This is a genomic window from Bacteroides mediterraneensis (assembly GCF_900128455.1).
Lineage (GTDB): Bacteria > Bacteroidota > Bacteroidia > Bacteroidales > Bacteroidaceae > Phocaeicola > Phocaeicola mediterraneensis.
Map to the genome: position 1 here is coordinate 1142919 of NZ_LT635783.1, position 17652 is coordinate 1160570.

At 47.4% G+C, this 17652-nt stretch carries 18 protein-coding genes and 1 pseudogene; 10 read left to right on the top strand and 9 right to left on the bottom strand.

What is annotated here, in order from left to right:
- Positions 1-17: 17 nt before the first annotated feature.
- The 3 genes and pseudogenes from BQ7480_RS04585 to BQ7480_RS04595 all read left to right on the top strand — a co-directional run.
- Positions 18-311, top strand: a pseudogene (locus BQ7480_RS04585) (NAD(P)-dependent oxidoreductase); the annotation flags it as partial.
- A gap of 13 nt (positions 312-324) precedes the next feature.
- On the top strand, positions 325-792 hold the full coding sequence (locus tag BQ7480_RS04590; protein ID WP_022352776.1) for a C-GCAxxG-C-C family protein: 468 nt from the start codon (positions 325-327) through the stop codon (positions 790-792).
- A 133-nt stretch (positions 793-925) separates the two neighbouring features.
- Positions 926-1129 (top strand): winged helix-turn-helix domain-containing protein, encoded by a 204-nt coding sequence (locus BQ7480_RS04595; RefSeq protein ID WP_022053671.1) that lies wholly within the window; start codon positions 926-928, stop codon positions 1127-1129.
- 55 nt (positions 1130-1184) lie between these two features.
- Here BQ7480_RS04595 and BQ7480_RS04600 read toward each other — a convergent pair whose 3' ends face one another.
- The gene (locus BQ7480_RS04600; protein ID WP_072541903.1) at positions 1185-2111 is read right to left on the bottom strand and encodes a cation diffusion facilitator family transporter; all 927 of its coding nucleotides are present in this window, start codon (positions 2109-2111) and stop codon (positions 1185-1187) included.
- A 169-nt stretch (positions 2112-2280) separates the two neighbouring features.
- Between BQ7480_RS04600 and BQ7480_RS04605 the strand changes: the two genes are divergently transcribed.
- The 3 genes from BQ7480_RS04605 (at position 2281) to BQ7480_RS04615 (ending at position 4793) form a co-directional block, all read left to right on the top strand.
- The gene (locus BQ7480_RS04605) at positions 2281-2487 is read left to right on the top strand and encodes a hypothetical protein (protein WP_072541904.1); all 207 of its coding nucleotides are present in this window, start codon (positions 2281-2283) and stop codon (positions 2485-2487) included.
- 156 nt (positions 2488-2643) lie between these two features.
- The gene (locus tag BQ7480_RS04610) at positions 2644-3108 is read left to right on the top strand and encodes a MaoC family dehydratase (RefSeq protein WP_072541905.1); all 465 of its coding nucleotides are present in this window, start codon (positions 2644-2646) and stop codon (positions 3106-3108) included.
- A gap of 173 nt (positions 3109-3281) precedes the next feature.
- Positions 3282-4793, top strand: coding sequence for an IS1182 family transposase (locus BQ7480_RS04615; protein WP_083581734.1), 1512 nt, complete (start codon positions 3282-3284; stop codon positions 4791-4793).
- 155 nt (positions 4794-4948) lie between these two features.
- Here the strand turns inward: BQ7480_RS04615 and BQ7480_RS04620 are convergent, their stop codons facing one another.
- From BQ7480_RS04620 to BQ7480_RS04640, 5 genes are read right to left on the bottom strand one after another with little or no spacing between them, the layout of a single operon-like run.
- A complete protein-coding gene (locus BQ7480_RS04620) occupies positions 4949-5506 on the bottom strand; it encodes a phosphatase PAP2 family protein (RefSeq protein ID WP_072541906.1) in 558 nt (185 codons plus the stop codon).
- Positions 5503-5880 carry a diacylglycerol kinase family protein gene (locus tag BQ7480_RS04625; protein WP_072541907.1) on the bottom strand — a complete coding sequence of 126 codons (378 nt, stop codon included), beginning with the start codon at positions 5878-5880 and terminating at the stop codon, positions 5503-5505. Before BQ7480_RS04625 ends, BQ7480_RS04620 begins: the two co-directional genes overlap by 4 nt.
- Positions 5881-5890: 10 nt before the next feature.
- Positions 5891-6649, bottom strand: coding sequence for an exodeoxyribonuclease III (locus BQ7480_RS04630; protein ID WP_072541908.1), 759 nt, complete (start codon positions 6647-6649; stop codon positions 5891-5893).
- A gap of 5 nt (positions 6650-6654) precedes the next feature.
- Positions 6655-7362 carry a porin family protein gene (locus BQ7480_RS04635; RefSeq protein WP_072543900.1) on the bottom strand — a complete coding sequence of 236 codons (708 nt, stop codon included), beginning with the start codon at positions 7360-7362 and terminating at the stop codon, positions 6655-6657.
- Between the two features lies 1 nt (position 7363).
- Positions 7364-9169 carry a PBP1 and LysM peptidoglycan-binding domain-containing protein gene (locus BQ7480_RS04640; RefSeq protein WP_072543901.1) on the bottom strand — a complete coding sequence of 602 codons (1806 nt, stop codon included), beginning with the start codon at positions 9167-9169 and terminating at the stop codon, positions 7364-7366.
- A gap of 111 nt (positions 9170-9280) precedes the next feature.
- On the opposite strand from BQ7480_RS04640, the gene uvrA reads away from it, so the two are divergent.
- Genes uvrA through BQ7480_RS04655 form a run of 3 tightly spaced genes read left to right on the top strand, consistent with a single transcriptional unit; the run spans position 9281 to position 13413 of the window.
- A complete protein-coding gene (gene uvrA / locus BQ7480_RS04645) occupies positions 9281-12130 on the top strand; it encodes an excinuclease ABC subunit UvrA (RefSeq protein WP_072541909.1) in 2850 nt (949 codons plus the stop codon).
- The gene (gene ybaK, locus BQ7480_RS04650) at positions 12117-12599 is read left to right on the top strand and encodes a Cys-tRNA(Pro) deacylase (protein WP_022352787.1); all 483 of its coding nucleotides are present in this window, start codon (positions 12117-12119) and stop codon (positions 12597-12599) included. Before uvrA ends, ybaK begins: the two co-directional genes overlap by 14 nt.
- Before the next feature lie 28 nt (positions 12600-12627).
- Complete coding sequence (locus BQ7480_RS04655; RefSeq protein WP_072541910.1) at positions 12628-13413, top strand: TerB family tellurite resistance protein; 786 nt, start codon at positions 12628-12630, stop codon at positions 13411-13413.
- 178 nt (positions 13414-13591) lie between these two features.
- Here the strand turns inward: BQ7480_RS04655 and BQ7480_RS04660 are convergent, their stop codons facing one another.
- Entirely contained in the window at positions 13592-14026 is a 435-nt protein-coding gene (locus tag BQ7480_RS04660) for a DUF6078 family protein (protein ID WP_072541911.1), read from the bottom strand.
- Positions 14027-14167: 141 nt separating this feature from the next.
- A complete protein-coding gene (locus tag BQ7480_RS04665; RefSeq protein WP_072541912.1) occupies positions 14168-15358 on the bottom strand; it encodes a dicarboxylate/amino acid:cation symporter in 1191 nt (396 codons plus the stop codon).
- A gap of 116 nt (positions 15359-15474) precedes the next feature.
- Here BQ7480_RS04665 and BQ7480_RS04670 point away from each other — a divergent pair, with 116 nt between their 5' ends.
- Positions 15475-17028 (top strand): carbon-nitrogen hydrolase family protein, encoded by a 1554-nt coding sequence (locus tag BQ7480_RS04670; protein WP_072541913.1) that lies wholly within the window; start codon positions 15475-15477, stop codon positions 17026-17028.
- Positions 17029-17075: 47 nt separating this feature from the next.
- On the opposite strand, the gene rfbC is transcribed toward BQ7480_RS04670, so the two are convergent.
- A complete protein-coding gene (rfbC, locus tag BQ7480_RS04675; protein ID WP_072541914.1) occupies positions 17076-17651 on the bottom strand; it encodes a dTDP-4-dehydrorhamnose 3,5-epimerase in 576 nt (191 codons plus the stop codon).
- Position 17652 lies beyond the last annotated feature (1 nt).

The following is a 17652-nucleotide window of genomic DNA, read 5'->3' on the forward strand; positions in this document are numbered from 1 at the left end:
GTGTATAAGAGACAGAGCTGGGCCTGATGAAGCCGACCGCCATTCTGATTAATACAGGCCGTGGCGGACTGGTCAACGAGCAGGATTTGGCAGATGCCTTGAACGGCGGGAAGATTGCGGCTGCCGGTCTGGATGTGCTTTCTTCCGAACCGCCCCGTGCCGACAACCCGTTGCTGAAGGCACGTAATTGTTACATAACTCCTCATCAGGCCTGGGCCACCAGTGAGGCACGTGTCCGTCTGATGAATCTTGCAGTAAACAACCTGAAGGCTTTCATGGAAGGTCGTCCGGTGAATGTGGTATCAAAATAAAATGGAACGACGTATGACAAAGGAAGAACGTATAGAAAAGGCAGTCAGCCTGTTTAAGGAAGGATATAACTGTTCACAGTCGGTGGTGGGAGCATACGCCGATTTGTATGGGTTTACATTTGAGCAGGCGATACATATTTCAGCTTCATTTGGTGGAGGTATCGGCAGAATGCGTGAAACTTGTGGAGCGGCTTGCGGTATGTTTTTGTTGGCAGGGCTGGAACGATGTGCCAAGGACGGAGCCGACCGTGAAGGGAAAGCGGCCAACTATAAGCTGGTGCAGGAACTGGCTGGAAAGTTTAAGGAAGAATGTGGGGCACTTCGTTGCGCCGATTTGTTGGGACTTTCCAAGACGGAACCCATTGTTTCCACTCCGGAAGCCCGTACCCCGCAGTATTATGCCAAGCGCCCGTGTGCTCACATGGTGGAAACTGCGGCGAGAATTTGGGGCGATTTTTTGGAAAATGAAGGAAAATTGTAATAAGAAGCCGTTTTCTCAAATCTAAAATGAAAGTTTCCGGTTTTTCTTTATGCATTTATCTTGTTTTTTGTTAAATTTGCTGCCAAATAGAAAACGTCAATATTAGATGTTTAATTATAAAAGCAAAAAGATTATGTTAAAAGAAAAAGCGGGTGTCATTGCCGGACAAATCTGGGAGGCACTGAATGAAACAGAAGGCAAAACTCAGAAGCAACTGAAAAAGGAAGCAAAATTGAAGGCAGACAAGGATTTGTTCCTTGGATTAGGCTGGTTGCTGAGAGAAGATAAAATTGAAACAAGTGAAGTGGATGGGGAATTGTTTGTAAAACTGAAATAATTCTTTCAAAAATAAAAATGCGCCGAGGGGAGAATCCTTTCGGCGCATTTTTATTTTATCGTCTGGTCTGTCTGTAGCATCCTTCAGAGGCGTCACAGCAGTGAGTTTCGGAGGTTTCAAATTCGATGGTGGAATGTGTGATTCCGTAAGTGGATAGCAGTTGCTTCAGCTGCCGTTTGGTGTCTTCCATTTCCGCAAGGTTGCGGATTACCACATGGAGAGTGGCTGCGTTTTCAGTGGTACTGACGGCCCAGACATGCAGGTGATGCCAGCTTGCTACGCCAGGAGTCTGCCCGATGGCTGTCTCCAGTTTGTCCAGCTGGACTTGTTCGGGTACGGCATCCAGACACAGATAAAGACTTTCCTTTAGCAGTTTCCATGTGGACACCAGAATAATAAGGGCAATAGCCATACCAATAAAGGCATCAATAAGATAACATTGTGTGAAACTGATGAGGATACCCGATACGACTACTCCTACGGAGACCAGCGTGTCCATGGCCATGTGCAGGAAGGCACCTTTGATGTTCAAGTCGTTTTTCTGACCTTTCATCAGCAGCAGAGCGGTGGTTCCATTGATTAAGATACCCACACCGGCTGTCCAGGAAATGGCTTCGCCGGAGATAGGGATCGTACTTTTCAGTTTGTAGATGCTTTCAATCAGGATTCCTCCTACGGCAATCAGTAGGATGACGGCATTGACCAGCGAGACCAGTACGGTGCTTTTTTTGTATCCGTAGGTGAAGTGGCTGTTTGCTTTCCGGGTGGCCATCCGGATGGCGAAGAGGGAAAGTAGGAGGCTGAATACATCGCTCAGGTTGTGGCCGGCGTCGGAAAGCAGCCCCAGTGAATGATAGGTAAATCCTATACCTGCCTCTACGATGACGAACAGCAGGTTTAGCAGAATGCAGGCAATGAGTGTGGTGCTCACGGATTCTATGGCGTGATGATGTGCGTGGGCGTGTGAATGAACATGTGACATAAGTTAATTGTTTTTATTTTCAGATGCGAAGTTAAGTGCTTTTCTCCTATCTTGTACTCTGTGTGTAATAATAACAACCCGGTTGCAGGGAGAGGCGAAAAATTTGGCAAGACTTCGGGTGATTTGACTGGGAAACATTATTTTTGTAGTTAATCAAAAGAGAAAAGAAATGAAGAAATTGGTATGTCCGCAGTGTAAGATAGCGGCAATGTATGTGAAGAATGCGGCAGAAGAGCGCAGGTTGGTATATGTGACTTCAGAAGGAGAGGTGATTCCGAAGAAAGAAGGTGAATCGCTTGAAGGCTTTAATTTGGATGAAGTATTTTGCTTAGGTTGTTCATGGCATGGCTCTCCGAAGCGAATGGTGAGGTATTGAGCACCGTGTGGTTCGTTTTTCTGTCCTGTGAAATCGGAGAAATAATCTATTTATCGTGAAGTATAGTCTAGTTTATTTTGAGAAGAAAACGGGAGAAATAAGAAAATATACTTATCTTTGTCTATATTTTATGCATTTTAAAGAATAACGATAAGTATGGACAAAGTAATTATTAACTCTTACGAAGAATTTGAGAAATTGGTAGGCCAACAGATTGGTGTATCCGATTGGCTGGAAATTCCACAGGAACGTATCAATCAGTTTGCTGATGCTACACTGGATCATCAGTGGATTCATGTAGACACGGAGCGTGCAAAGGTAGAAAGTCCTTACAAGAGTACGATTGTACATGGTTACCTGACCCTTTCATTGCTTCCTTATCTGTGGAACCAGATTATTGAGGTGAACAACCTGAAGATGATGGTGAACTATGGGATGGACAAGATGAAATTCGGACAGGCGGTATTGTCCGGACAAAGTGTGCGTTTGGTTGCCACTTTGCATTCATTGGTCAATCTGCGTGGAGTAGCAAAGGCCGAAATCAAGTTCTCTATCGAAATCAAGGACCAGAAGAAAAAAGCACTGGAAGGTATTGCTACTTTCTTGTACTATTTCAATTAATACCTTATTAAAGGAAAGATATTGGAGGCTGTCTCAAATTGAAATATAATTTGAGATGGCCTTTTTTGTGTCTGCAAAAAAAATCGGGCAAGCCCCAACTTCGCTCAGTCAGGACTTGCCCGTCTCCCTAATTTTTTGTATCTTAGGGAATCAAGCAATATATCCCAAAGATAATGTTTAAAAACTATACCTCCAACGATAATCTGCTTTTACCTCCGTGTTTAGGCGATTTTATTCCCCAGAACGACCCGGTCCGGGTTGTTCACCGTATCATTGAACAGATCAGCCTGGAAGAACTTTACCGCAAGTACTCCGTCAAAGGCTGTCCGGCCTACCATCCCCGCATGATGCTGCAGATTCTGGTATATGCCTATCTGCGCAACATCTATTCCAGCCGCCGCATCGAAGAGTTTTGCCGCAATGACATCCGCTTCATGTGGCTGACCGGCAATGTGACTCCTGACCACAACACCATCAACCGTTTCCGCAGCAGTCGGCTGAAGGATGTGCTCAAGACCGTCTTCGCCACCATCGTGAAGTTCCTCGTGGCGGAGGGCTTTGTAAGTCTGGACGTGGCCTGCACCGACGGGACGAAGATGGAAGCAAACGCCAACCGTTATACGTTCGTCTGGGGCAAGTCCATCCACACCCGCATCTCCAGAATCGCGGAACAGCTTGAGGAAATATGGCGGTACGCCGAGTCCGTCACCAAGCAGGAGTTGCGCGACTCCGCTCCCGTCACTTACCAGGACATCACCCCCGAGAAGGTGGAAAGGGCGCTGGAGCAGATACATGAAGCCTTGGAGGGAACGGATGCGGACCGGAAAGTGAAGGCCAAGGTTCGGCGCGTGAGGAAGGCATGGCCCGAACAGCTGAAGAAATATGAATCCCAGGGAAAGATTCTCGATGGGCGCAACAGCTACTCCAAGACAGACCCCGACGCCACGTTCATGCGGATGAAGGAGGACCACATGAGGAACGGGCAGCTCAAGCCCGGATACAACCCGCAGGTCAGTACCAACAGACAGTTCATCCTGAACTATACCCTCCACCAGTGTGCCGGTGACACCTCCACCTATCCCCTGCACATGGAAGACTTCCATTCCCTGTACGGCAGATATCCTGACGTGTCCGTCTGTGACGCCGGATACGGAAGCGAGGAGAACTACCTGTACGCCTTCAGGCATGGCATTGAAACCTTCATAAAGTACAGCTATTTCCACAAGGAACAGAAAAGGAGCTTCAGGAATGACCCGTTCCTGTCTGCCAACTTTTACTATAATGAAGAAACCGACGGGATGTACTGTCCGATGGGACAGAGGATGAAAAGACTCTCCGATGTAAAGCGGACGACGGACAACGGTTTTGTACAGACCATCTCAAGGTACAGGGCCCGGAACTGCAAGGGCTGCCCGTTAAGATGCCGGTGTCACAGAAGCCGGTCGGAAAGGATTGTGCAGGTAAACCACAGGCTGAGGAAAATCAAGGAAAGGGAACGTGAGAAACTCCTTTCTGCGGAAGGTCTTAAATACCGGAGCCAGCGGCCGCAGGATGTGGAAGCCGTATTTGGAAACCTCAAGAACAACAAGCACTTCAAGAGGTTCCATCTCCGTGGACTGAAGAAGGTGGAAATTGAATTTGGCCTGCTGGCCATAGCGCATAATCTTGCAAAAGTAGCCTCTTAGGAGGCTTCTGACCAAGAAAAAACCGTTTAAAGCGATGAAATCTGTAGAAAGAAACTTGTAAATTCCTTTTTTTGAGAAAAATCCAAACGACTTCAGTCTGATATGAAACGACAGAGGCCATCTCAATTCATTTTGAGACAGCCTCTTTTTTTTGTTTAAAATTTCAGTGAAGCATAGAATCCGCAATATCCGTCGCCTGCCATGGGACTGATTGCCAAATCATGTTTCTGGGCGAACGGACGGGTAAAAATATAGGAACTTCCTACACCGATGGCAGCTCCTGCAGCCACATCCCACCAGTCATGTTTTTTTCCGTACACCCGGCTCCAGCCTACATACGTAGATACGACATAAGCCGGCAAGCCCCATTTCCATCCGTAGCGTCGCTGGATAAAGGAAGCGGCGGTAAAAGAAACGGATGTGTGCATGGAGGGGAACGAATGGTTGTCGCTATGGTCGGGCCGTTCCTTCTTGACCGCATATTTCAGTGCGTAGGTCACTCCCAGGGTGGTGATTCCGGCCAAGGCTCCTTGCTGCAATCCTTTCCAATCCTTTTGTATTAGAATGGCGGTTAGTCCGGCCACAGGAAGCAGAACGGCTCCTATATCGCCGGAAGTACGGACTGCTTTTCGTGATTCACTGATTTCGAGCTGTTGGGCATGAAGGGATACAGTGAGACAGAGAGCCGTCAGGAAAAGTATAAGCTGTTTCATAACAAAAGAAGAATTTTAGGAACGAAGATGATGAGCCCGACGATAGCAGCACCGATAGCCAGAATCAATACGGCTCCGGCAGCCAGGTCTTTGGTACGTTTGATGGCTTCGTTGTAACCGGGAGAAACCAAGTCGGCCAGTGCCTCGATGGAAGAATTGACGGCTTCTGCCGCCAATACCATGGCGATGGCGAATACAATGGCAATCCATTCGATGGATGATAGCCCGATGAGCCATCCGGCTATCGTGACACATACAGCGGCAAAACAATGAATCCACGCATTGTGTTCATGGGCAATGAGCAGACGGATACCGTTGCCGGCAAACTTAAAGCTCCGCAACCGTTTTCGTAAAGTGAATCCTTCGTTCTTCATCTCATAAAACTTAAATTTCGACAGTGACTTCCACAGGGCAGTGGTCAGAACCGAATATTTCGGTATGTATTTTAGCTCCCTTCAATTTGTCGGAAAGGCTGGCTGAGGCCAGAAAATAATCGATACGCCACCCGGCATTCTTCTCGCGTGCCTTAAAACGGTAAGACCACCAAGAGTAGATGTTGGTCTGGTCGGGATAGAAATGACGGAAGGTATCGACGAATCCGGCATCCAGCAGCTGCTGGAATTTATCGCGTTCCTGGTCGGTAAATCCGGCGTTCATCCGGTTGGTTTTGGGATTCTTCAGGTCAATTTCCTTATGAGCCACATTCAAGTCGCCGCATACCAGTACCGGTTTTATTTGGTCGAGCTTTTGTAAATATGCCCGGAAGTCATCGTCCCAAGTCATGCGGTAGTCCAGGCGTTTCAGCCCGTCCTGCGAATTGGGGGTATAGACCGTTACCAGGAAAAATTTTTCCATTTCCAACGTAATGACACGCCCTTCATGGTCGTGCTCGTCAATTCCCAGACCATAAGTCACTTGTAGGGGTTGGTGACGGGTAAAAATAGCCGTGCCGGAATAGCCTTTCTTTTCGGCATAGTTCCAGTAGGAAGTGTAGCCTTCGAAAGAAAGGTCAAGCTGTCCTTCCTGCATTTTAGTTTCTTGCAGGCAGAAGAAATCGGCATCAAGCTGGTTGAATACATCGCGGAAACCTTTGTCGCAGCAGGCACGCAGTCCGTTTACGTTCCAAGATATCAGTTTGATCATACAGGTTATTTTTTCAAGTCAAATAAATAGGTGAGACGTCCGCCGATATAAGAATGTGCGGAACGTGAAAAATAGTCTTTTTTACTGTTGTTATAAAAGTCGCTTAGCCCGAAATAATAGCGGGCTTCCAGCAGGAAATGGCCGATTCCGGTACGTATCTCGACACCTCCGCCTCCTACAATGCCATAGTCGAACTTCTTGTCGGCGAATTTTCCATATTGCGCGTCGGTCCCTTGTGGGCGGTTGGAGGTATTCCATGTGGAAAGGTCGCTATAGAATTCTTTTTCACTTATCAGAAAACCGATTTGCGGGCCGAGGTTGATGATAAATCGGGCACCGTTACCCTGGTCCTTCCCGAAGGCAAGATGGGCCAACAGAGGAACTTCCACATAATTCATGGCACGGTGGTAAGTGTTGTCGCTGCCGTCTTCAATGACTTCTTTCCATCCTCGTTGGGAGAAATTGATTTCGCCTTGTATGCCACAAATCATCTTGAAGTATTTTTCGGAAATATAACGGACGGTAAGTCCGAATTCCGGGGCTATGAAGCTTGTCTGCTTGATGCTGGGAGAGAAACTGACAGAGTTCAGGTTTACTCCTCCGTTGATTCCTACCGCAAGATTATGCCGCTCGTCTTGTAGCTGGGCATGGATGAATTGCGGAAGCAAGCAGAGCAGACTGCATATAAATAGGATTCGTCGGTATCTTTTCATCTTATTCAAAATCAAGTTTAATCAGTTCGTAGTTTTTGGTCAGGTGCACAAAAAAGACTTTCTGGTTGATGAATCCTCCCCAGTTGTTGACTCTTTCAAACTTGAATCCGGTCTGGATAGGGGTGACATGGACCTTATCCAAATTCTCTTCCAGTTTGTTACCCTGCTGTGCGAGGCCTTTCAGGAAGAAATATCCCGTATCAAAGCCCAACATACCGTATTTGGGGAAGATGTTGGCCATATCTTTACTATACCAGCGGCGGTAGTTTTGGGCAAAGCGCACCGCTTCCGGGAACAGATTGTTGGTATAGAAAGAGGAATAAAAATAGGTGTCCAGTTCATAGAAGCTGGCCAAATGTTCTTGTGTGTAGGTCTGCCATTCCGGATAACCGAACAAATGCATGTTGAAAGCAGGGTGAGCCCGCAACACATTGCTCAGTTGTGGAATGATTCTGGTCAAGGCACTGCTGCGTCCGGATGTCGGAATGAAGATGTTTTCCCGAAGTGTATCCATGGCTGCAATCACTTTTTCCGGAGTGAGGGTGGCTCCCAATTGAATTTGTTTGAACTTCACACGGTTGTCTTTCAATTCGTTTTTCAGTCCGTTGACAAATTCTGCTTTTTCTTTATCTCCATTAGCGATGTCTATGAAAATAATGTTCGACTGGCTGAATTTTCGCAAGAAGTGTTCATAGACTTCTGAATAGAAGTAAGACTGAGGAGTGTTAATCTGGTAAATCATCGGGTTGGTGAAGACCTGATCCACTTTTGGCGCAAAAGGAATAACCAGACGTATTTTGTGACGTTTGGCAAAGTCGGATAACTGTCCTATTTGGTTCGTATGGACAGGACCGAAAATAATATCCATGTCTTGCATCTCCGGTTTGTTCAAGATACCGGAAATGGCGTTTCCGCTTCCTTTGGTGTCGTAAGTGTACAGATTGATGGATACTCCCTGCCGTTTCAGGCTGTCTACAGCCAGTAGAAATCCTTCGTAATATTCTATCATCCGGCTTTGCTCTTCGGCTTTGGCATTGTTGGCAGCTGTAAACGGAAGCATGACAGCGGCCTGGATTGTTCTTAAATTCCTGGGTGCTGTTTTGCTTTGACTGAATAGTTCTTCGTTAGACGGGGTGGTGACAGGCGTCGCAACTGTTTGTTTGTTGGGCCGACTGTTTTTCGGATAAGGAATAAAGAGGAACATCCCTTTCTTCAGTTTCCCGTTTTTCAGTTCTGGATTCAGGGCCAGAAGGTCTTCTCGGGTTATTCCATACTCTAGGCAGATGCTGTAAATCGTTTCTTTCCGTTCTACCTTGTGCATCTCTTTCCAATCCTTCTGGGATGTGGCCGGAGTGACAGTGGGGTGAGTTTCGGCTGGCTTGGAGACTGGTGTTGTGTGGTTTCCTGTCGGGATGGAAATGACTTGTCCGATTCGGAAATTGCTGGCGCTCAGTCCCGGGTTGGCATCACAGATGGCCTGTGCACTGACATTGTACTTTACGGTCAGCTGATACAACGTTTCTCCCGCTTGTATGGTATGAAAAGTGCCGTTTTCGCCGGAAGAAGTGGGGTTTGCCTGTGGTATCTTCAGAGATTCACCTGCCCGGATTTGTTTGTCGCTTCCCGGATTCAGGCGTACAATGTCGTCCACCGTCACATGATACATGCTTGCTATGGAATAAAGGCTTTGTCCCTTACTTACTGTATGTAGAAAATAATTATTGTTCCCGTTTTGTGCGTGAAGGGCCGTTATGGCACTTCCAATGGTGAATGCCAGTACAAGACACGCTATTTGAAAGAATCTCATGGTCATTTATATGATTTGTTGAGTGGCAAAAGTACAAAAAAAATTGCATTGTAGGATGAAAATGGAAAAGTAAATATCTCTATCTTTGCAAAGATATCATTGAAGGATTATATGACTGAAGGAACTGAAACGATTTGTGTGCAGGGAGCCCGGGTACACAACTTGAAAAATATAGATGTAGAAATTCCCCGTGATAGTTTGACGGTGATAACCGGATTAAGTGGAAGTGGAAAATCGTCCTTGGCCTTCGACACCTTGTTTGTGGAAGGACAGCGGCGTTACATAGAGACCTTTTCGGCGTATGCCCGTAATTTCCTGGGGGGAATGGAACGTCCGGATGTGGATAAGATTACGGGACTGAGTCCGGTGATTTCCATCGAGCAGAAGACAACCAATAAGAATCCACGTTCTACGGTAGGAACCACTACGGAAATATATGATTATCTGCGTTTGTTGTTCGCGCGGGCAGGCACGGCTTATTCGTATCTGTCGGGAGAGAAGATGGTGAAGTACACCGAAGAGCAGATTCTGGATTTGATTCACCGGGATTATAAGGGAAAACGAATTTTTATTCTGGCTCCTTTGGTCCGGACACGTAAAGGACATTATAAGGAGTTGTTCGAGCAGGTGCGCAAGAAGGGTTACCTTTATGTCCGGGTAGACGGGGAAATCAAGGAGATTGTCCATGGCATGAAATTGGACCGTTACAAGAACCATGACATTGAGGTGGTGATTGATAAAACGGTGGTGACGGACAAGGAAGACAGCCGGTTGAAGCAAAGTGTGTCTACGGCCATGCAGCAGGGCGACGGCCTCCTCATGATATTGGATGCACAGACCGAGAGTGTACGCCACTATAGTAAGCGACTGATGTGTCCGGTGACCGGGCTGTCCTATAAAGAACCCGCACCGCATAATTTTTCGTTCAATTCGCCACAGGGAGCATGTCCGCGTTGTAAGGGATTGGGGTATGTCAATTTGATTGACGAGGACAAGGTGATTCCCGACCGTTCGTTGTCTGTCTATGAAGGAGCAGTCGCCCCGTTGGGAAAATACAAGAATGTGATGATTTTCTGGCAGCTGGAAGCCTTGTTGGAACGTTATGAGGCCACGCTGAAAACTCCGGTAAGTGAATTGCCGGAAGATGCCATCAATGAAATCTTGTACGGATGCGATGAGCGTCTGAAAATTAAAAGTACATTGATTCATACCACTTCCGATTATTTCGTGGTGTATGAAGGTATTGTCAAGTATATCCAGATGATGCAGGAAAAGGAGGCTTCGGCTACCGCACAGAAATGGGCGGAACAGTTTGCCAAGACGGATGTGTGCCCGGAATGCAAGGGGGCACGTCTGAACAAGGAAGCCTTGCATTTTCGGATTCATGACAAGAATATTTACGAGCTGGCCACCATGGATATCAGTGAACTGTATGACTGGGTGTGTCATGTGGAGGATTTCCTGGAAGAAAAGCAACGTTTGATTGCGACGGAAATTTTAAAGGAAATACGTACCCGCTTGAAGTTCTTGCTGGATGTGGGGCTGGATTATCTTTCTCTGAACCGTTCTTCGGTCACTTTGTCGGGCGGAGAGAGTCAGCGTATCCGTCTGGCCACTCAGATTGGTTCCCAGTTGGTCAATGTGCTGTATATCTTGGATGAGCCCAGTATCGGGTTGCATCAGCGTGACAATATCCGGTTAATCAATTCCTTGAAAGAACTGCGGGATTTGGGAAATACTGTGATAGTGGTGGAGCATGACAAGGATATGATGCTGGCCGCAGACTACATTGTAGACATGGGGCCGAAAGCCGGTCGGTTGGGAGGAGAGGTAGTCTTTTCCGGTACTCCGGCAGAAATGCTGAAAACCAATACGCTGACCTCACAATATTTGAACGGGAAGATGAGCATTGAAGTGCCGGCGGAACGGAGAAAGGGCAATGGGTATTCTTTGATTCTACGGGGAGCCCGTGGTAACAACCTGAAAGGGGATGATGTGGAGTTCCCGTTGGGCAAGCTGATTTGCGTGACGGGCGTTTCCGGTAGTGGAAAGTCTACATTGGTGAACGATACGTTGCAGCCGATTCTCTCCCAGCATTTCTACCGTTCGTTGCAAGACCCCTTGCCGTATGACCGCATTGAGGGTTTGGAATACATTGACAAAGTGGTGAATGTGGACCAGTCTCCGCTGGGAAGAACGCCCCGTTCCAATCCGGCAACATATACGGGCGTGTTTTCCGATATCCGTAATCTGTTTGTCGGCCTTCCGGAGGCGAAGATCCGTGGCTATAAGGCCGGGCGTTTCTCGTTTAATGTGTCGGGCGGACGATGTGAGGCTTGTGGCGGAAACGGTTACAAGACTATCGAGATGAATTTCCTGCCGGATGTGCTGGTGCCGTGTGAGGTGTGTCACGGCAAGCGCTACAACCGTGAGACGCTGGAAGTGCGCTACAAGGGAAAGTCCATTGCCGATGTGTTGGATATGACCATCAACCGTGCGGTGGAATTTTTCGAGAATGTACCGCAGATTTTGAATAAAATCAAGGTGTTGCAGGAAGTAGGACTCGGTTATATCAAGTTGGGGCAACCTTCCACGACCTTGTCGGGAGGGGAAAGCCAGCGCGTGAAACTGGCTACGGAATTGTCGAAAAGGGACACAGGAAAGACCGTATACATTCTGGATGAACCTACCACCGGATTGCACTTTGAAGATATTCGGGTGTTGATGAATGTGTTGAACCGTTTGGTGGACAAAGGAAATACGGTTATCGTGATAGAGCATAACTTGGATGTCATTAAAATGGCAGACTATATTATTGATATGGGACCCGAAGGCGGAAAGGGAGGAGGCCAGTTGCTGGTTTGCGGTACTCCGGAAGAGGTGGCCGAATCGGGTAAAGGATATACATCAGGATTTTTGAAGGAAGAATTGAAAGGAGTGATTAAAGATGGCAAAAGATAAGATTGCAAAGACCAATGCAGCCCGTCTGTTGGATCGGGACAAGGTGAAATACGAACTGGTTCCATACGAGGTCGACGAGAACGACTTGAGTTGTGTGCATGTGGCTGCCACGTTGGGAGAGAATATCGAACAGGTGTTCAAAACACTGGTTTTGCAGGGAGATAAATCGGGATATTTTGTTTGTGTGGTTCCGGGGGAACATGAAATCGACCTGAAAATGGCGGCCAAGATTTCCGGAAACAAGAAATGCGACTTGATACCCATGAAAGAACTGCTTCCGCTTACGGGTTACATCCGTGGGGGATGCTCTCCCATCGGGATGAAGAAACATTTCCCCACTTACATCCATCACACTTGCAATGATTTTCCTTATATCTACGTCAGTGCAGGAGTGAGAGGGTTGCAGGTGAAGCTGGCTCCGGCCGATTTGATTAAAGTGAGCCAGGCAGAAGTGTGTACATTGTTTTAAGATAGTAGAATAATAGAATTAATCGTTTATGGGATACGGAAAATGGATTGGGGGAATCATGGGATTCATGACCATGGGACCTCTGGGGGCCTTGGCGGGATTTGCCATCGGTTCTTTGTTTGACAAAAGTGTGGCTGCACAGAATGAAATGGGGGAGACTTCCGGAACTTATACGCAGGAGGATATTTATGCCGGACAGCGCAACAGTTTCTTGTTCTCCATGCTGGTCATGGCTTCGTATATTATTCGTGCAGACGGTCGCATCATGCACAGTGAGATGGAATTTGTACGTCAGTTCCTGCGGGTTAATTTTGGTGCCAATGCAGTGGACGAGGGTGAACGTATTTTGCTGAACCTGTTTGAACAGCGCAAGCAGATGGAACGGAATGACCCTTCTGCGTTTCGTCGTACCATCCGGGAATGTGGGGCGCAGATTGCTGCCAATTTGACCTATGAACAGCGTCTGCAGTTGCTCGATTTCTTGGTAAAGATTGCCCAGAGTGACGGCAATGTGTGTCAGGCAGAGATTGACGCCCTGAAGGAAGTGGCTCAGTCCATGCAGTTGTCTTTACAGGAAGTGGATTCCATGCTGAACCTGAAGGGCGATTCACTGGAGGATGCTTACAAGGTGCTGGAAATCGAACCTACCGCTTCGGACGAAGAAGTACGCAAGGCTTATCGCAGTCTCGTGTTGAAGCATCATCCTGACCGCGTGGCTACGTTGGGGGAAGACATCCGGAAAGCTGCCGAAGAAAAGCTCCAGCGCATCAATGATGCGAAAGAGCGGATTTTCAAGGCGCGGGGTATGAAATAAATACAAGAGAGGCCTGTCACGTTCATTTACGCTGGCAGGCCTCTCTTGTATCTTTTTATGAAATTGATAAATAGATTATTATGCTTTGCGAGTACTGCCTAAGAAGTACCGCAGTACTTCCTTGGCAGTACTGTAGTACTTCTTAGGCAGTACTGCAGTACTTTCGGGGAAGTACTGGCTAATCGTACCAGTTGAGTTCGTCTTCCTTCAGGTCGAATTCCAGGTTGTCTGTAACACCAGCCTGCTTCAGGGCATTGCGGATGATTTCCTGTTCCTTGGGAGGCAGTTTTCTTTCCCCTCTTCTTCTTTCAAAATAAGGGTTTCGTCCGAAGCGGGCAATCAGGATATTCATGAATTTCTGGTATTGGTCGGGGTACATTTGCTTTTTCATTTGGCTGAAACCGCGCATGTAGGTCACCGGAGTGGCATCGCGGTAGTACGGGCATGAAGTGTCTTTGGTGCATCGTGCAGGATTGGCCAGGTGCAGGAATGTCTCCCGTTCCAGCAATATCGGATAAGCCAGCTGGCGTAGGCAATTGGAAGCGCAGGTACAGTCAGTATGTAAGCAGATGGAAAAACTGGCCGGAGCCTCTTTGTAAGGATTCTTTTTCATAAGTATGTTTTTTAGCTTGAGCGGATAGCAAACTTACGGAAAATAATTTTGAAACAGGAGGAGTCCGGCTATTTTTTTTGATGGCATGACAAAAATATTTTGTGGCTTACGCTTTTGGAGCCGTGAAGGAATGGGGCCTAATCAGCAGTTGGACGAGGGAGGCGTATCCGCCTTCGACGGGCCGAACCACTTGTCAATGAGCAGTGCCAAGGCTCCGTCGCCCGTTACGTTGCAGGCCGTACCGAAACTGTCCATGGCAATGTAGAGGGCAATCATCAGGGCTTGCGCGTTTTCGTCAAATCCCAGCATGGACGACAAGATGCCGAGCGAGGCCATAATGGCTCCTCCCGGTACACCCGGGGCGGCTACCATGGTGATTCCCAACATAAAGATAAATCCGGCAAACATCTGAAAATTGTAGGGAATATCCTGCATCATCATCAGGGCCAGGGCGCAGGCCACAATCTTCATGGTACTTCCCGACAGGTGGATGGTGGCACACAAGGGGATGACAAATCCGGCAACTCCTTCGTGTACACCGTTTTGTATGGTCTGTTTCAGGGTCACAGGAATGGTGGCGGCAGACGACTGGGTTCCTAAGGCGGTGAAATAGGCCGGCATCATTCTTGCCAGCAGACGGAATGGATTCTTGCGTACAAACAGTCCCGCGATGCAGTATTGGAATATTAGCAGGAAGATGTGCAGCAGGAAGATGATACCGATAATCTTAATAAACACTGCCAGTACGTGAAACACTTGTCCGGAGTGAGTCATGTTGAAGAAAATGCCGAAGATATAAATCGGCAACAGGGGAAGGATTACGGCTTGTATGGTCTTGACGATAATTTCCTTGAAATCGTTGCAGACATTTTTCAGGTAGGTGGTATCCAAGTGAGCCAGTCCGAGTCCGAGGGTGAAGGCCATGACGAGTGCGGTCATAACGTTGAGCGGTTCGGGTATGGCCACGGTGAAGAACGGGGTGGTTCCTTGTGCCTCACTGATTTCCGATAGTGGAATGTTTCGGGTGATGAGGCTGGGGAAGAAGGTTTCTCCCACGCCGAATGAAAGAAATCCGGAAAACAGGGTGGCTCCGTAAGCCAGCAATACGGTGGCTACCAGCATTTTCCCGGCTCCTTTCCCGATGTCGGCAATGGCCGGGGTAACCAGTCCTACAATAATCAGGGGGATGATGAAGTTCAGAAACTGGCTGAAAAGCGCATTGAATGTCACAAAAATGCGTACCGGAAGTGCCGGTGAAACTGTACCTGCACCAATACCCAAAGCGATAGCTAGGATGATGCGGGCAAGGAGTCCTAGTTTAATTTTTTTCATGGGGCTTAGTTTTTGTCACAAAGATAGTATAATAATCCTGAATAAGCGATACACCCTACCTGAGGAAATGATTACTTTTGTGCCCGAGAAAAATAACGGACAAAATTAGTTAAATTATGGAACCGACTCAAAAGAAGATTAACAAGGTAGAGCTTCGAAATTTGCAGATTGAAGACTATGCACAGCTTGCCCAGTCGTTTACTCGCGTTTATGCAGACAAGGATGTGTTCTGGACACATGCACAAATAGAAAAACTGATTCGTATTTTCCCCGAAGGACAGATTGTGACCGTCGTGGATGACAAGATTGTGGGATGCGCACTTTCTATCATCGTGGATTATGATTTGGTCAAGGGAGACCATACGTATGCGAAGGTGACAGGAGATGAGACTTTCAGTACGCACAACCCGAAAGGAAATATCCTTTATGGTATTGAAGTGTTTATCCATCCCGAATACCGGGGATTGCGTCTGGCCCGCCGAATGTATGAATATCGTAAGGAATTGTGTGAAAAGTTGAATCTGAAAGCCATCATGTTCGGTGGACGTATTCCGAACTATTACAAATATGCCGACCAGATGCGTCCGAAGGAATACATCGAGAAGGTCCGTTCGCGCGAAATCTACGATCCGGTGCTGACCTTCCAGCTTTCGAATGATTTCCACGTACGTCGTGTGATGCGTAATTACCTGCCGAACGACGAGGAATCCAAGCATTGCGCTACGTTGTTGCAGTGGGATAATATTTACTATCAGCCGCCTACGGATTCGTACATTGACAAGAAGACCACAGTCAGAGTTGGGTTGGTACAGTGGCAGATGCGTTCCTATCAGACATTGGATGACGTGTTTGAGCAAGTGGAGTTCTTCATCGATGCGGTAGCCGGATACAAGAGTGACTTTGTACTTTTCCCGGAATATTTCAATGCTCCGTTGATGGCCAAATTCAACAATATGGGAGAGGCCCAGTCTATCCGTGCTTTGGCTCAATATACGGAAGATATCAGAGACCGTTTCATCAACCTGGCTATCAAGCATAACATCAATATCATTACAGGTAGTATGCCTTACGTGAAAGAGGACGGCGGACTCTATAATGTGGGATTCCTTTGCCGTCGTGATGGAACTTACGAAATGTATGAGAAGATTCATGTAACCCCCGATGAAGTGAAGAGCTGGGGGTTGAGCGGCGGTAAGAAAGTACAGACCTTTGACACCGACTGTGCCAAAATCGGTGTGCTGATTTGCTACGATGTGGAATTCCCGGAACTTTCCCGACTGATGGCCGATCAGGGCATGCAGATTCTGTTTGTGCCGTTCCTGACCGATACGCAGAACGGTTATTCACGTGTACGGGTCTGCGCACAGGCACGTGCCATTGAAAATGAATGTTTCGTGGTGATTGCCGGAAGTGTGGGCAACCTGCCTCGTGTGCATAACATGGATATCCAGTATGCCCAGTCGGGAGTCTTTACGCCGTGTGACTTTGCTTTCCCGACCGACGGAAAACGTGCGGAAGCTACTCCGAATACGGAAATGATTCTGGTTTCCGATGTGGATTTGGACTTATTGAATGAACTTCACACCTATGGTAGTGTGCGTAACCTGCGTGACCGCCGGAATGATTTGTATGAATTGCGTATGAAAAAGAACGCACAGGAAAATAATTGATAAAAAATCCCCGGATGGCAATCTCGTTATCCGGGGATTTTTGTGTCTTATTCTTTGTAAAGGTCTTCGTGGTAGTCGAACAGCCAGTTGGCTTCTGCCAGTAGCGGATGGTGTTTGTCTTTCTCCGAAAGGATGACTTTTTCGGCAGGTATCTTCCAGTCAATCTTCAAAGCCGGGTCGTTCCAGGCAATGGCTCCTTCACTTTGGGGGGCATAGAAATTGTCGCACTTGTACTGGAAGATGACTTCATCGCTCAGTACGCTGAATCCGTGGGCAAAGCCTCGTGGAATGAAGAACTGGCGGTGATTGTCTTCGGTCAGTTCCACAGCTACATGTTGTCCGAAAGTGGGAGAACCCTTTCGGATGTCCACCGCCACGTCGAGTACAGAACCCTTGATGACTCTTACCAGCTTGCTTTGAGCAAACGGTGGTTTCTGAAAATGCAGTCCGCGTAATACCCCGTAACTGGATTTACTCTCGTTGTCTTGTACGAAATGGATGGTGCGTACTTGCTTGTCGAAATCTCTTTGTGAAAAAGATTCAAAAAAATATCCTCTCTCATCTTTGAACAGGCGGGGTTCGATAATGACCACCCCTTCAATCTCTGTATTTATTACTTCCATG

Coding starts and splice junctions, on each gene's coding strand:
- BQ7480_RS04590 (WP_022352776.1), top strand. CDS start 325: ATGACAAAGGAAGAACGTATAGAAAAGGCAGTCAGCCTGTTTAAGGAA.
- BQ7480_RS04595 (WP_022053671.1), top strand. CDS start 926: ATGTTAAAAGAAAAAGCGGGTGTCATTGCCGGACAAATCTGGGAGGCA.
- BQ7480_RS04600 (WP_072541903.1), bottom strand. CDS start 2,111: ATGTCACATGTTCATTCACACGCCCACGCACATCATCACGCCATAGAA.
- BQ7480_RS04605 (WP_072541904.1), top strand. CDS start 2,281: ATGAAGAAATTGGTATGTCCGCAGTGTAAGATAGCGGCAATGTATGTG.
- BQ7480_RS04610 (WP_072541905.1), top strand. CDS start 2,644: ATGGACAAAGTAATTATTAACTCTTACGAAGAATTTGAGAAATTGGTA.
- BQ7480_RS04615 (WP_083581734.1), top strand. CDS start 3,282: ATGTTTAAAAACTATACCTCCAACGATAATCTGCTTTTACCTCCGTGT.
- BQ7480_RS04620 (WP_072541906.1), bottom strand. CDS start 5,506: ATGAAACAGCTTATACTTTTCCTGACGGCTCTCTGTCTCACTGTATCC.
- BQ7480_RS04625 (WP_072541907.1), bottom strand. CDS start 5,880: ATGAAGAACGAAGGATTCACTTTACGAAAACGGTTGCGGAGCTTTAAG.
- BQ7480_RS04630 (WP_072541908.1), bottom strand. CDS start 6,649: ATGATCAAACTGATATCTTGGAACGTAAACGGACTGCGTGCCTGCTGC.
- BQ7480_RS04635 (WP_072543900.1), bottom strand. CDS start 7,362: ATGAAAAGATACCGACGAATCCTATTTATATGCAGTCTGCTCTGCTTG.
- BQ7480_RS04640 (WP_072543901.1), bottom strand. CDS start 9,169: ATGAGATTCTTTCAAATAGCGTGTCTTGTACTGGCATTCACCATTGGA.
- uvrA (WP_072541909.1), top strand. CDS start 9,281: ATGACTGAAGGAACTGAAACGATTTGTGTGCAGGGAGCCCGGGTACAC.
- ybaK (WP_022352787.1), top strand. CDS start 12,117: ATGGCAAAAGATAAGATTGCAAAGACCAATGCAGCCCGTCTGTTGGAT.
- BQ7480_RS04655 (WP_072541910.1), top strand. CDS start 12,628: ATGGGATACGGAAAATGGATTGGGGGAATCATGGGATTCATGACCATG.
- BQ7480_RS04660 (WP_072541911.1), bottom strand. CDS start 14,026: ATGAAAAAGAATCCTTACAAAGAGGCTCCGGCCAGTTTTTCCATCTGC.
- BQ7480_RS04665 (WP_072541912.1), bottom strand. CDS start 15,358: ATGAAAAAAATTAAACTAGGACTCCTTGCCCGCATCATCCTAGCTATC.
- BQ7480_RS04670 (WP_072541913.1), top strand. CDS start 15,475: ATGGAACCGACTCAAAAGAAGATTAACAAGGTAGAGCTTCGAAATTTG.
- rfbC (WP_072541914.1), bottom strand. CDS start 17,651: ATGGAAGTAATAAATACAGAGATTGAAGGGGTGGTCATTATCGAACCC.